A 12,953-nucleotide genomic window follows, 5' to 3' on the forward strand; every position below is an offset into this window, starting at 1 on the left:
CAACCTTGCACGAATAGAAGGGGCTACTTAGCTATAGTATTTATTAAAATAGAAAGGGTGATTGGTTACCAATCACCCTTTTCCGTACTAGATAGATGTTGATGTTAGTTGTCATTCTTGTTAGACTTGTTCTTCTTAAAGTGCTCTTTTAGCTGGCGATGAGCCTCTGCTGCACCTTGTACGTTATTACGGCTTAGGTACTCTAAATGAGCGTACTGATCTATAGCAGCATTGTAGTTGTTGTAGTCATGCATCATCTTAGCGCTTTCTAGCTTGTAAGCAATAGAGTAAAGTCTCATTAGCCAACCTTCAATTATGCTACTTGATAGGTAGTCTTTATCAAATTCTTCCCAGTTAATAAGTTCCGACTTTAGGTGAGGCTGGTTGGTTTTTTGAGTTTTTACATCAGCAACCAGTAGCTTGTTACTATTACCATTGCCTTTACCGTAGGTTTGTCGCTCCTGTGGTGTTAGTACAGGGGTGTTTGGATTAACTAAACCTTCCATCTTAGAGATATAATCTTCTATCTCCGCTTGATTCGTTTTTGTTAGATCCTCATTTAATAATGCTTTCATATTAAACATTTTTATGTTAAAACTAACCTTTTAAGCTGCTAATACTAAACAGCCCCTAACCAAATAGCTACTGTTTATTCCTTAAAAGGCAGGAGGTTGTTATCTTGTTGTTATTTTTTTAACACCCTCGTTAGGTAAAAAACAGGGCTACTAAAATATTTGTTTAAAATCAGCCTCTTTTTTTTTAGGTGTCTTACGCTATTTTTTTTTGGATGATGGATAGGCCTGGAGTTGGTTGTATAAATACTTTCTTTGCTTTAGGTAAAATGGTGCCGAACATTGAGCTGGCTGCTGCGTTACTTACAACAAAAATGAAAATAGACGACTATGGGAATATTTAGCGCACTCTTCGGAGCAGGACCGAAGGTAGACTTGAAGGAGGTGGTTGCCCGAGGCGCCATCATTATTGACGTACGTACTCCACAGGAATTTGCAACAGGCAACATAAAGGGTTCAATTAATATCCCTATAACCGTTTTGCCGCACAAGGTAGCAGGGTTGGATAAGGACAAACCGATTATCGTTTACTGTGCATCGGGTGCCCGTAGCGCCTCCGCTAAGACATTTTTAAAGCATCAAGGCTTTACCGAGGTGCATAATGGTGGTGGTTTTCGTGGGTTTTATAGGCATTTAAACGAATAGATGCTTTAAAATCGGGTTAGGGTTGCCATAACGCAAAAGAGAGGCTGTTTAGCCCCTCTTTTTATTTTTTGCTCTCCGCAGGTTCTGATGTTCCACGTTCGGTGGGTTATTCGCTTGGTGCGGCACAAGTGCGTTTGATGCTGGTTTAGCTTCTTTTTTCGCCGTAGGCGTACCAGTAAAGACCTCCAACCAGAATGCTTCCGCCGGCAATGTTGCCAAGGGTTGCTGGTATTAGGTTGTTTACGATGAAGTCGCCCCAGGTGATGGGTGCGCCCAGCAACATGGCCGATGGGATAAAGAACATGTTGGCAACGCAGTGCTCGAAGCCCATAGCCACAAAAGCCATAATCGGAAACCAGATACCGAGTATCTTACCCGAGATGTGGTTGGAGGCGTAGGCTAGCCACATGGCAATGGCCACAAACCAGTTACAGGCCATTCCTTTAAAGAAAACTTTATAGAATGGGGCAGTTGTTTTAACCTCCGCAATGTGTAGGGTAAACTGTTTCCAGGGTTCGGCGGTTAGGGTGCCTGTAAGGTAACCTACAAAGTAGGCCACAAAAATGGCTCCGAAAAAGTTGCCAATGTACACCAATCCCCAGTTCTTGAGCATGCTCGATACGGGTAGCTTACCCGATGCTACAGGAGGAATGAAGTAGGCGGTGTTGCCGGTAAAGAGCTCGCCACCAGCAATGGCAACCAGCATAAGTCCTACAGGGAACGCTGCGCCCATTAGAAATTTACTTATCCCAGGGTTAGCAGCAGCAATGCCAGGTACGCCACCTCCAATAACGATGGCCAGCAGTCCGCCCAGTGCAATGTAGGCTCCTCCCAAAAAGGCAAGTACAAGAGTTGTAGAAATGGAGTTCTTGGTTCTTGCTTGGGCAGATAGTCCAACAACCTCTACTATCTGCTTTGGTGAATTGAAATTCATCAGTAATCTATGTTATAGGGTCTTCTAATTTTATTTGTGGGGTAGGTAGGGATCTCTGCTCAATCGAATTTAAGCGGCATGCCACCTAGCGCTACTTATTCTTTTAGTTTACTACCACGTGCTTAATGTACTTTTCGAATAGCGCTTTAGCCTGTTCGAGCTGTTTGGGTGTGTTATCCTTTACACCTTCGAGGTGGTAGGGCATATCGAGGTGCTCGTACTTATGCTTTCCGAGGGTGTGGTAGGGCAAAATCTCCATGCGTTCTAGGTGTTTAAACTCCTTAAAGTACTCACCAAGCGCATTCATGTGCTCCACTTGGTCGGTATATTCCGGAACTAGAACGTAGCGAAGCCAGAACTTGATACCGCGCTCTTCGAGCCTTTTGGCCATTAGCAGGGTCTTGTCGTTTGTCTGGTTGGTGATTTTCTTATGCCATTCGGGATTGAAATGCTTAACGTCGAGTAGGACGATATCCACGTAGTTCAGCAGCTCGTCAACATCGTCGTTGTAAACGCTACCGTTGCTGTCTATGCAAGTGTGGATTCCCTCTTCCTTTAGCCTCTTAAATAGCTTGATAAGCCCCTTTGCTTGAAGCGTTGGCTCGCCGCCCGAAACGGTTACGCCGCCCCTCTTACCGAAGAAGGCTTTCTGGCTGATAGCCATTTTAACGATTTCTTCTACATCGGTCGGTGTGCCACCCTTAAGGGTTATTGTGTCGGGGTTGGCGCAGTAGAGGCACTTAAAGTTGCAGCCTTGCAGGAAGACTACCAACCTCAATCCTGGTCCATCGAACGTTCCCATCGACTCGTAGGAGTGTACGTTTAGCATTATATTGCTTTATTATAGTAGGATTATAACCTACAATTAAGGTTTTAATTCAAAAACCAGCCGGGAATATAACCCGGCTGGTTAGTATTCTGTACCTCGCTTTCGCCTTGGCGTAGCCTTCCATCTGTGTGGGAGACGTAACGACTTGGGCGATACGAGTAAATTACATCTTATCGAAGAAGCTGCGTGAAATAACCTCCAGCTGCTGGTCGCGGGTTAGGCGAACAAAGTTCACCGCATATCCCGAAACGCGGATGGTTAGCTGTGGGTAGTTTTCTGGATGTTCCATGGCGTCCTCTAGCATCTCGCGGTTAAGTACGTTCACGTTAAGGTGGTGCGCACCTTTCGAGAAGTAGCCGTCCATCATCGAGATGAGGTTGTCCAATCTGTCTTCCTGCGAGCTACCTAGCGACTTAGGAATGATCGAGAAGGTATTGGAGATACCGTCCATCGAGCTTTCGTAGTCGAGTTTAGATACCGAGCTAAGCGAAGCGATAGCTCCCTTGGTGTCGCGTCCGTGCATTGGGTTGGCACCAGGAGCAAAGGCTACACCCTTGGCACGACCATCAGGAGTGGCACCGGTCTTCTTTCCGTACATCACGTTAGAGGTGATGGTAAGGATAGATAGGGTAGGTTGCGCATTCTTGTAGGTTGGCAGCTCGGTAAGCAGCGAGTTGAAGTAGGTTTGAACGTCAACGGCTAGCGTATCTACGCGGTCGTCGTCGTTTCCGTAGAATGGGAATTCTCCTTCAGTTTCGAACTTAATGGCGATATTCTTATCGTCGCGGATAGGCTTAACCTTTGCAAACTTGATGGCAGATAGGGAGTCTGCTACGATAGAAAGACCTGCTGCACCGTACGCCAAGTTGATCTTAGGGTCGGTATCAACGAATGCCATTTGTGCTTTTTCGTAGTAGTACTTATCGTGCATGAAGTGGATGATGTTCATCGAGTCGTTATAAACGCGAGCCATCTCCTTCATTACAAGCTTAAAGTTGGCCATTACCTCATCGTAGTCTAGTACGTCGGTGTTCTTTAGAGCAGGAACATTCTTAACAACCTGCTTTCCGGTAATCTCGCATCGGCCTTCGTTGATGGCAAGTAGCAGCCCTTTGGCAAGGTTGGTACGTGCTCCGAAGAACTGAATTTGCTTTCCGATTTCTTGGTACGATACGCAGCAGGCGATACCGTAATCTTCAGAATCACGGGTAGCGCACATTAGGTCGTCGTTTTCGTACTGGATAGATGAGGTGTCGATTGATACCTGCGCACAGAAGTGCTTGAATCCATCGGGTAGGCTAGGAGTCCAAAGCACAGTCATGTTTGGCTCTGGTGATGGTCCTAGGTTGTATAGCGTTTGAAGGAAACGGAACGAGGTTTTGGTAACCTTGGTACGTCCGTCAGATGTCTTACCGCCAATTGCCTCGGTAACCCAGGTTGGGTCGCCAGCAAAAATTTCATTGTAGGCATCCATACGAAGGTGGCGTACCATGCGAAGCTTGATAACAAACTGGTCGATTAGCTCCTGAGCGAACTCCTCGGTAATGTTTCCCTTTTGTAAATCGTACTCGATGTAAATGTCTAGGAATGATGACACGTTACCCAACGACATGGCTGCACCATCCTGCTCTTTTACTGCAGCAAGGTAGGCCATGTACACCCACTGTACCGCCTCTTGGGCATTGTGTGCTGGGCGCGCTAGGTCTAGTCCGTAGTACGAACCTAGAATTTTAATCTTCTCAAGCGCCTTAATTTGCTCGGCAACCTCTTCGCGAAGGCGAATACGGTGTTCGGTCATAGGGCCTCCTAGGTTTTCTAGATCGTGCTTCTTGGCTGCAACCAAGCGGTCGATTCCGTAAAGTGCTAGGCGTCGGTAGTCTCCGATGATACGTCCACGGGCGTAGTTGTCGGGTAGTCCAGTAAGGAATCCTAACGAGCGGTATAGTCTGATTTCGTCGTTGTAGGCGTCGAATACACCGTCATTATGCGACTTGGCATAGTGGGTGAAGATGTCAAGGACATGCTCGTCTACCTCTAGTCCATGCTCGCTGCATGCTTTTTCAACTACCTTAATACCGCCATAGGGCTTCATGGCGCGTTTTAGAAGCTCGTCGGTTTGAAGACCAACGATGAGCTCGTTCTCCTGATCGATATATCCGGCCTTGTGCGAGGTGATTCCCGAAACGACCTTATTATCAATCTTACGAACCCCGTTGTTGTCTCTTTCTTCCTTTAGTCCCTGCTTGCAGATGTTCCAGATCTTCTTGGTTCTTTCGCTTGGACCGCAAAGGAAAGATGCATCTCCCTCATAAGGGGTGATGTTCTTGTTAACGAAATCTCTAACGTTGATTTCGGTTTCCCAAACTCCTCCCTTGAAATTGATGTTTTGTTCCATTCTCTATAATGAAGATTAAAATGTTACGAACCAACAAGGCATAACTTTCCCCTTCCAACTGGTCGTTGGTCAATAGTTTTGATGCAAATAATGGTGGTTAAATAAAACCAACTTCGTAGCATGTACTACTAATGCAAATCAATTATTGCAGAAGGACTTTGTTAGTAGCCTTAATCAGTATTTATTCCAGCTCAAAGATATGGTCCTATTTAGACATGATAAAAAGAACGGGAAGGTACACCAGCTATAAAACGTGTAGTTTCCGTTAAATAAGGCGAACAAATGAAAATATGCTGCCGAGCAGCATAGAGGGTTATGCAAAAAGGGCCACCTCTTGGAGGTGACCCTTTTCATATTGTTGTTTATTAGTTTCTTTTTATCTCTACTTCATCTTCTTCGTATTCGTCTTCTTCATATTCGTCGTCATCGTCGTCATAATCTTCGTCATCGTACTCTTCATCTTCATCGTACTCTTCCTCGTAGTCCTCATCTTCCTCTTCTCCCTCATCGTAGAAGTCGGAGATAGACTCTCTTTTATACTTTTGAAGATCGTACTCCTCCTCGAAATCATCGACATCGTACAACTCTTTCTTTTCGTTTTTGGGCTTCTTATCAGGTGTAAGCTTTTTCCCTTTCTTCAGATCATCAGATTCATAAGTTGTATCCTTTGAACCGGGTCGAAAATCTTTATTTGCTTTCATTTCGGAGCCGAATTTGTAAATTACCTAACGGTATTAATTATTAGTTTTAATTGTTAAACACTGTGGACTTTGTCCTTAGAACTGATGCAATTTTATAACTTTTTTTGGACTTTAGTGAATTTGAAGGCCTTTTTTGGGTCTTATTTTTCAAAATTTTTCGGATTTAACATCTTCGGGCAATATTTTACCTTTGTAATCTAACCAACTACTACATAAATGGACCTTTTAAGTTCTTCGTACTTTGCGCTTTTCCTGATAATTGCACTGGGTTTTATATTGGGGTCGATTAAAATCAAGGGGATCTCGCTGGATGTTTCAGCGGTTATTTTTATAGCCCTACTTTTTGGTCATTATGGTATTGTTATACCGCCAGATATCCAAAATTTTGGGATGATACTCTTTATTTTTACGATAGGGATTCAAGCCGGCCCCGGATTTATAGACTCCTTCAAGAGTAAAGGGCGTGATTTGGCTATCCTCACTACGATTCTAATTTTAAGTGCGGGGGCGATTAGCTACCTGTTTTCCCTACTATTCGGGCTGGATTCTAAAATCTCGACAGGGCTTTTAGCTGGTGCTCTTACTAGCACTCCGGGGTTGGCTGCTGCTATCGAGAGCACAAAATCTTCGGTTTCGTCTATCGGCTACGGTATTGCTTATCCGTTTGGGGTGATTGGTGTTATCTTATTTGTTAAGCTGCTTCCTTCATTATTTAGAACCGACCTCAGGCTTTTGGAGGAAAAGTTGGAGAAGGAGCAGAGTACGCAGTTTCCCGCTTTGCATAGCAAAGTTTTTAGAGTCGAAAATGTAAATGTGATTGGAAAGACATTACAGGATCTCCGTGTGAGAACCATGACTGGTGCCAATATATCCCGAATTTTGAAAAACCAAGAAACCGTAGTGGTTACTCGGAATACCGTTCTTCAGGAGGGAGATGTGATAAAAGCGGTTGGTACCCTTGATGCTTTAGATAGGGTTAAGTATTTAATTGGTGAGGAAGTTGATATGGATCTTGTTCCAAATAAGAACTACGTTCTCGAATCGCTGCTTGTTACTAATAAAAAGCTGATTAACCATACCCTTGGTTCGCTAAACCTTTGGGGAAACTACGATGTTACGGTTACTCGAATACGTCGTTCGAGCGTCGAAATTGCCCCAACGCCCGATGTTCAGCTTAAGTTTGGGGATAAACTTTTAGTTGCTGGACATAAAGATGATACGGCAGAGGTAGCTAAACTTTTAGGTAATGATGCTAAAGCCCTCTCCGCAACCGACTTTTTCCCTATTGCGGCAGGGATTGTTCTGGGGGTTATTTGCGGTAAAATTAGTATTTCGTTGGGTCCAAATTTTACTTTTACTCCAGGCTTAACAGGGGGTGTTTTGTTGGTTGCGATTGTTTTGAGTAGTATTGGTCGTACAGGTTCTATTATGTGGACAATGACTGGATCTGCTAACCAGCTGCTTCGTCAGCTCGGATTGCTGCTTTTTCTGGCTGGTGTGGGTACGTCTGCAGGTCAACATATTGTGGCAACCTTCGAGCAGTATGGTATAATGCTCTTTTTGATTGGGGCTGCCATCACTCTTTTCCCTATGATCATTGCAGCTTTAGTTGGTCATTTTATTTTTAAGATGAATATCTTCTACCTATTAGGTGCTATTACTGGAGGTATGACTAGCACTCCAGGTTTGGCTGCAACGGATACGATGACTAAGACCAATATGCCTACGCTTGCTTACGCAACGGTATATCCAATAGCTTTGGTACTGCTGATAATCGTGATTCAAATATTAAGCATCTTATAAAAAAGTAGAGGAGAACCTGCTGGTTCTCCTCTTTTGTTTACTACTTTACAATGTACGTGTTATTTGAATAGTCTGCATCTGCAGTATTGTTGTCTCCAAGCACTATTTTGGTAATGGGTTTGGAGTATGATTTGTTTAGATCCCAGCTGTTAGCTGTTTTCCATATCATGGCACTTTCTTGGATAGTCTCGAATGTGTTATCGTTAAAATATATCTTAAGCTTAATAGGTACGGGTAAATTTCCTTTATTACAAATTGTTAACTTTACATTATTATTTTCTACGCTAACCGTATGGAGGTATAAATCGGCATAGCCATATTCGTAAAACCATTTGTTCCAGAACCAAGAATAGTCATTCTTGGTTACGTCGTTAATGGTGTTAATTAGGTCTGTTGGTGTTGGATGTTTACTTTCCCATCTGCTAATGAACTCCTGCAGGATCATTCTAAACTTATCAGGGCCCAGCATTTCATTGAGCGTATAGAACCCAGCAGCAGCTCTTCCGTAATTCTGCATCATGTAGGTAGTTGAGCTGAGGTTGGTGCTAGGCACAGATAGCGGTATGTCGTTGGACGTTCCCATTCTTTTGCTATACGATTTGATGTAGTAGTGGGCATTTTGGTTTCCATACTCTAGCTCAACTGCTTTTGGGATGACGGTGGTGATGCCTTCATCAATCCAGGCGTACAGGGTTTCGTTGGTACCAACCATAAACGGAAAGTAGCTGTGAAAAACCTCGTGTGACGTAACAAATACCCTTTGAAGAAGATTCTCGTTAGGTCCGTCGTTGCACATCATCGGGTATTCCATCCCTCCTTCGCCTTCGTAGATTGTCATTTGTGGGTAGGGGTAAGGCACTCCAAGAATGTCGGTAGAGTAGCGTTGTATGCATCTTCGGGCAATTGATGCTACATCTGAACTGACTTTAGAGTCTTTCTTATAAACCGAGTTAACTATCACCCTTCGTTGAGATTTCTCATCAACGTTTACGCTTGTTGCATCCCAAACGTAGTGGTCGCTTACTCCGAAGGCAAAATCGCTGACGTTGGTAGCCTTAAATTTCCACGTGGAGCTTCCTTTTGCCTTAAGTATTTGCCCTTCATTGTAGTCTTTTGCGGTGATAATGTGTGTTACGCTATCGGTTTTTTGGGCACGCTCTATTCTTTCGTAAATCTTGTCGGTAAATAGTTCCTTCCCATTTTGGAGTTCTCCGGTTGCCCATACGATTTGATTTTTTGGAAGAGTTAGCTCGACCTCGAAGTTGGAATAGTCGTTATAGAACTCCTGAAGTCCTGTAAAGCAGTCCGTACTCCATCCATTTATGTCGTCGTATACGGCAATTTGAGGAAACCAGTACCCAACAAAGTAGGTAGAGGCATCATATCTTCCAAATCGGAGCTGAGTCTTATTTGGAAGTTTTACTTTCCATGATATGTCAATAGTAGTTGTATTAGTAGGATTTATACCTTTTTGTAATGAAAGAAAGGCATTTGTGCCTACGTGTTTTAGTGAACTTGGGGCGTAACTTTGGTTGTCGATTTTTAAATCAAGAATGGTGACGCCCTCTCCAAGGTCGGTTGGATCGACATCTAGCTGCCTTGTTGCTTCGGACTTGAATAGATTTTGATATAGCCGAACCACGATTTGCTTAAGCGTATCAGGGCTATTGTTGGTGTAACGAATAGTTTCCTTGCCTTCAAGCGAACCTGTTAACGGGTTAAAGGTAGCCTTGATGCTATAGTCTGATCTATTTTGGAAGTAGCGATCGCCTGGTTTTCCTGTAGAAGTTCTTGTCCCTTTCTGTACTGCCCGCTGGAAGTTGATGGGAACAAATAGCTTGCTTGACTCTTGAGCGTATATTCCGCTGCAGAGAAGAAGCGTTAGTCCTGTAAAAATGACTTTTGTTTTTTGCATATTGAAGTAGCTTGTTTTGGCAATAGACGTTCCAAAAACATGAATGTAGCTACTTGGAGGGTGTTTTTTATAAAAAAAACGCCATGAGTCGTACTCATGGCGTTTTGTCCTTTTATTTAGAATGCTAGTGAGCGTTTAGCCAGTTCGTACCAGTTCCGGCCTCGGCAATTAGCGGAACGGCCAGCTTGGCAGCGTTCTCCATATTTTCTATAACGAGCTGTTTTACCTCGTCGAGCTCTGGCTTGAGCACATCGAAGACCAATTCGTCATGTACCTGAAGGGTCATTTTTGATTTGAGACCACGTTTTTTTATTTCTTCAGCAATCGAGATCATGGCAATCTTAATGATGTCGGCGGCGGAACCTTGCAGTGGCGCATTTATGGCGTTTCTCTCGTCTAGCCCTCGCATAATGGCGTTGTTGGAGGTAATATTTCTGAGAAAGCGCTTCCTGCCAAAAATGGTGGTTACGTATCCGTGTTCGCGGCCTTTAGCAACGACATTTTCCATATACTCCTTTACCTTTGGGTAGGTTTCGAAATATCCATCTATAAGCTCTTTTGCTTCGCTTCTTGGTATGTTAAGGCGCTGCGAGAGTCCAAATGCTGATATCCCGTATATGATTCCAAAGTTTGCCGTTTTGGCTCTGCCACGTTGCTCTCTGGTCACTTCGTTATCGGCAATGTGGTAAACCTTAGCGGCCGTTGCGGTGTGGATGTCTGCATTATTGACAAATGCCTCCACCATGGTTGGGTCTTGGCTGAAGTGGGCCATAAGCCGAAGCTCGATTTGAGAGTAGTCGGCAGAAAGCAGTACGTGGTTTTCGTCGCTTGCAATGAAGGCCTTACGTATCTCCTTACCGCGCTCATCTCTGATTGGGATATTCTGCAGGTTGGGGTTGTTGGAGCTAAGCCGTCCTGTAGCGGTAATGGTTTGGTTGTACGAGGTGTGAATCTTACCATCTACCTTGCTTATTAGCGCAGGTAATGCTTCCACATAGGTCGACAGCAGCTTCTTTACGCCTCTATACTCAAGTATCTTATCAACTATTGGGTGCTTGTCGCGTAGCTGCTGAAGCGTCTCCTCGCTGGTGGAGTACTGCTTGGTTTTTGTCTTTTTGATGTTATCGCTGATCTTAAGCTTGTCGAATAGCACCTCACCCAGCTGCTTTGGCGACATGATATTGAGGTGAGGAACTCCAGCCATCTGCTTAATTTCATCATCGAGATGAATTAAATCTTTGGTCAGTAATCCAGCATATTCCTTCAAGGCTATATCATCAATTTTAACTCCAGTAAACTCCATGTCGGCAAGCACTGGAATGAGCGGCATTTCTATATTTTCGAAAAGGTCTACTAATCCTTGTTCCTTAAGTATTGGTTCAAGTTTTTGTCGTAGCTGCAGCGTAATATCAGCATCTTCGGCAGCGTATTCTGCAATTTTTTCGATCTCGACATGCTCCATATTGCCTTGCGCTTTACCTTTTGCGCCTATGAGTTCCTCTATTTCGACGGGCGAATAGTTGAGGTAGGTTTCCGAAAGGTAGGTCATGTTGTGGCGAAGCTCCGGCTCTATTAGGTAGTGGGCTACCATTGTATCGAATAGCTTACCCTTTAGCTCAATTCCATTGGCCTTAAGTACCAGCAAATCAAACTTTATATTTTGCCCTATTTTGCTTATGTTCTTATCCTCGAATAGCGGTTTGAAGAGGTTCATTATCTCATTTAGCCTTTTTTTTGGTACGGGAACGTACCAAGCCTCATGCTCGCGTATGGCAAACGAAAGTCCAACAATTCTATCCTCAATTGGATTTAGCCCCGTAGTTTCGGTATCAAAGGTAAACTCTCCGTTTGCCTTAAGGGTTTCGATAAGGTTTTCTATCTCGTTGCTATCTTGTGCTATGCGATAGGAGTGATCCACATCCTTTATGGTGCGATGGCTTTTCGTGGTAGTCATCTCAACAATCTCAGCTTCGCCAAATAGCGACATCTGCCCTGTCGATGGTTGGCTAGCCTTACTCGGAACAGTAACTTCAGCGCTGCGTAGCCCCATCTCGTTGATGATGGAACCAAACTCCAGCTCGGTAAGCAGCTCCAGCAGCTTATCGCGGTTAGGTTCGTCCACAGTAAGTTTTTCCTCATCGAAATCGACGGGAACATCGAGCGCAATTGTTGCCAGCTTTTTGGCTAGCGCCAGCTGTTCGCGCGATGCCTCTATGTTCTCCTTCTGTTTTCCCTTCAGCTTATCGGTGTTTGCTAGAATATTCTCCACGCTGCCCCATTCACCTACCAACTTTGAGGCCGTCTTCTCCCCAATACCGGGAACACCTGGAATGTTATCGCTAGCATCGCCCCACAGTGCCAGAATATCGATAAGCTGCGTTGGGGTGGTTATGCCGTAGTTTTCGCAAATCTCTTTTTGTCCAAGAATCTCGATGTCGTTGCCGCTTTTCTTGGGTTTGTACATGAATATCTTTTCGGTAACCAGCTGGCCGTAGTCCTTGTCGGGCGTAACCATGTAGGTAGTGTAGCCATGCGCTTCAGCTCGATGGGCTATTGTTCCGATTATATCGTCGGCTTCGTAGCCTTCTGCTTCCAGAATGGGGATGTTCATGGCGCGCAGAATATCCTTGATTATCGGCGAAGCTAGCCGAATATCTTCGGGCGTCTCGTCTCTGTTCGCCTTGTAGGCAGGATAGAGCTCCGTTCTAAAGGTAACGCGGCCCACGTCGAAGGCAACCGCCAGGTGGGTGGGCTTCTCCTTTTTGATAATCTCGAGCAGCGCTCGGGTAAAGCCAAAAATGGGAGAAGTGTTTAATCCTTTGGCGTTGGTCATTGGGTGGTTGATGAACGCGTAGTGCGCCCTAAAGATTAGCGCGTAGGCGTCCAGCAGAAACAGACGTTTATCCATGATGGGTAGTATTTGCTTTCTATCTATTTAATACGGCAAGATAGCAAAAGATCGGGGGAGTTTCTAATTGGGAAAGATTGGTTGAAAGTAATTATAAACTTGCTTTTTGAATAAAACATTGTATGAGTAATTCACCAAGACCTTGGTAATATGTTCGAGCTAGATATAAAAAAGAACCTAGTAACGAGCATAAGGACTAAAAAACCACTCGGTTTTTTTCACTCTAGTTGAGCTGGGAACCAAACCCCACA

Annotated in this window: 9 protein-coding genes; 2 read left to right on the plus strand and 7 right to left on the minus strand. The window is 44.3% G+C overall.

Going from position 1 to position 12,953, the window contains the following annotated elements:
* Positions 1–104: 104 nt before the first annotated feature.
* Positions 105–575 carry a hypothetical protein gene (locus tag L990_RS18920; RefSeq protein WP_156121251.1) on the minus strand — a complete coding sequence of 157 codons (471 nt, stop codon included), beginning with the start codon at positions 573–575 and terminating at the stop codon, positions 105–107.
* A gap of 327 nt (positions 576–902) precedes the next feature.
* On the opposite strand from L990_RS18920, the gene L990_RS00165 reads away from it, so the two are divergent.
* Complete coding sequence (locus tag L990_RS00165) at positions 903–1,217, plus strand: rhodanese-like domain-containing protein (protein WP_047444309.1); 315 nt, start codon at positions 903–905, stop codon at positions 1,215–1,217.
* Positions 1,218–1,362: 145 nt separating this feature from the next.
* Here the strand turns inward: L990_RS00165 and L990_RS00170 are convergent, their stop codons facing one another.
* The 4 genes from L990_RS00170 to L990_RS00185 all read right to left on the minus strand — a co-directional run bounded on the left by L990_RS00170 (position 1,363) and on the right by L990_RS00185 (position 6,076).
* Positions 1,363–2,151 (minus strand): formate/nitrite transporter family protein, encoded by a 789-nt coding sequence (locus tag L990_RS00170; RefSeq protein ID WP_047444311.1) that lies wholly within the window; start codon positions 2,149–2,151, stop codon positions 1,363–1,365.
* Between the two features lie 103 nt (positions 2,152–2,254).
* On the minus strand, positions 2,255–2,980 hold the full coding sequence (pflA, locus tag L990_RS00175) for a pyruvate formate-lyase-activating protein (protein ID WP_047444313.1): 726 nt from the start codon (positions 2,978–2,980) through the stop codon (positions 2,255–2,257).
* A gap of 163 nt (positions 2,981–3,143) precedes the next feature.
* Positions 3,144–5,375 (minus strand): formate C-acetyltransferase, encoded by a 2,232-nt coding sequence (gene pflB, locus L990_RS00180; RefSeq protein ID WP_047444315.1) that lies wholly within the window; start codon positions 5,373–5,375, stop codon positions 3,144–3,146.
* A 365-nt stretch (positions 5,376–5,740) separates the two neighbouring features.
* A complete protein-coding gene (locus L990_RS00185) occupies positions 5,741–6,076 on the minus strand; it encodes a hypothetical protein (RefSeq protein WP_052180603.1) in 336 nt (111 codons plus the stop codon).
* Between the two features lie 216 nt (positions 6,077–6,292).
* On the opposite strand from L990_RS00185, the gene L990_RS00190 reads away from it, so the two are divergent.
* Positions 6,293–7,879, plus strand: a complete 1,587-nt coding sequence (locus tag L990_RS00190; RefSeq protein WP_047444316.1) for an aspartate:alanine exchanger family transporter — start codon at positions 6,293–6,295, stop codon at positions 7,877–7,879.
* Between the two features lie 40 nt (positions 7,880–7,919).
* Here the strand turns inward: L990_RS00190 and L990_RS00195 are convergent, their stop codons facing one another.
* Complete coding sequence (locus L990_RS00195; RefSeq protein ID WP_047444318.1) at positions 7,920–9,794, minus strand: M1 family metallopeptidase; 1,875 nt, start codon at positions 9,792–9,794, stop codon at positions 7,920–7,922.
* Positions 9,795–9,918: 124 nt separating this feature from the next.
* Positions 9,919–12,702: a DNA polymerase I gene (gene polA / locus L990_RS00200; protein WP_047444320.1), complete on the minus strand. Its 2,784-nt coding sequence runs from the start codon at positions 12,700–12,702 to the stop codon at positions 9,919–9,921.
* Between the last annotated feature and the right edge of the window lie 251 nt (positions 12,703–12,953).

Origin of the sequence: Alistipes sp. ZOR0009, from assembly GCF_000798815.1 — a bacterium.
GTDB lineage: Bacteria > Bacteroidota > Bacteroidia > Bacteroidales > ZOR0009 > Acetobacteroides.

What these genes read in the sequence shown, in the direction of transcription:
- L990_RS18920 (WP_156121251.1), bottom strand. Translation starts at nt 575, where the DNA reads ATGAAAGCATTATTAAATGAGGATCTAACAAAAACGAATCAAGCGGAG.
- L990_RS00165 (WP_047444309.1), top strand. Translation starts at nt 903, where the DNA reads ATGGGAATATTTAGCGCACTCTTCGGAGCAGGACCGAAGGTAGACTTG.
- L990_RS00170 (WP_047444311.1), bottom strand. Translation starts at nt 2,151, where the DNA reads ATGAATTTCAATTCACCAAAGCAGATAGTAGAGGTTGTTGGACTATCT.
- pflA (WP_047444313.1), bottom strand. Translation starts at nt 2,980, where the DNA reads ATGCTAAACGTACACTCCTACGAGTCGATGGGAACGTTCGATGGACCA.
- pflB (WP_047444315.1), bottom strand. Translation starts at nt 5,375, where the DNA reads ATGGAACAAAACATCAATTTCAAGGGAGGAGTTTGGGAAACCGAAATC.
- L990_RS00185 (WP_052180603.1), bottom strand. Translation starts at nt 6,076, where the DNA reads ATGAAAGCAAATAAAGATTTTCGACCCGGTTCAAAGGATACAACTTAT.
- L990_RS00190 (WP_047444316.1), top strand. Translation starts at nt 6,293, where the DNA reads ATGGACCTTTTAAGTTCTTCGTACTTTGCGCTTTTCCTGATAATTGCA.
- L990_RS00195 (WP_047444318.1), bottom strand. Translation starts at nt 9,794, where the DNA reads ATGCAAAAAACAAAAGTCATTTTTACAGGACTAACGCTTCTTCTCTGC.
- polA (WP_047444320.1), bottom strand. Translation starts at nt 12,702, where the DNA reads ATGGATAAACGTCTGTTTCTGCTGGACGCCTACGCGCTAATCTTTAGG.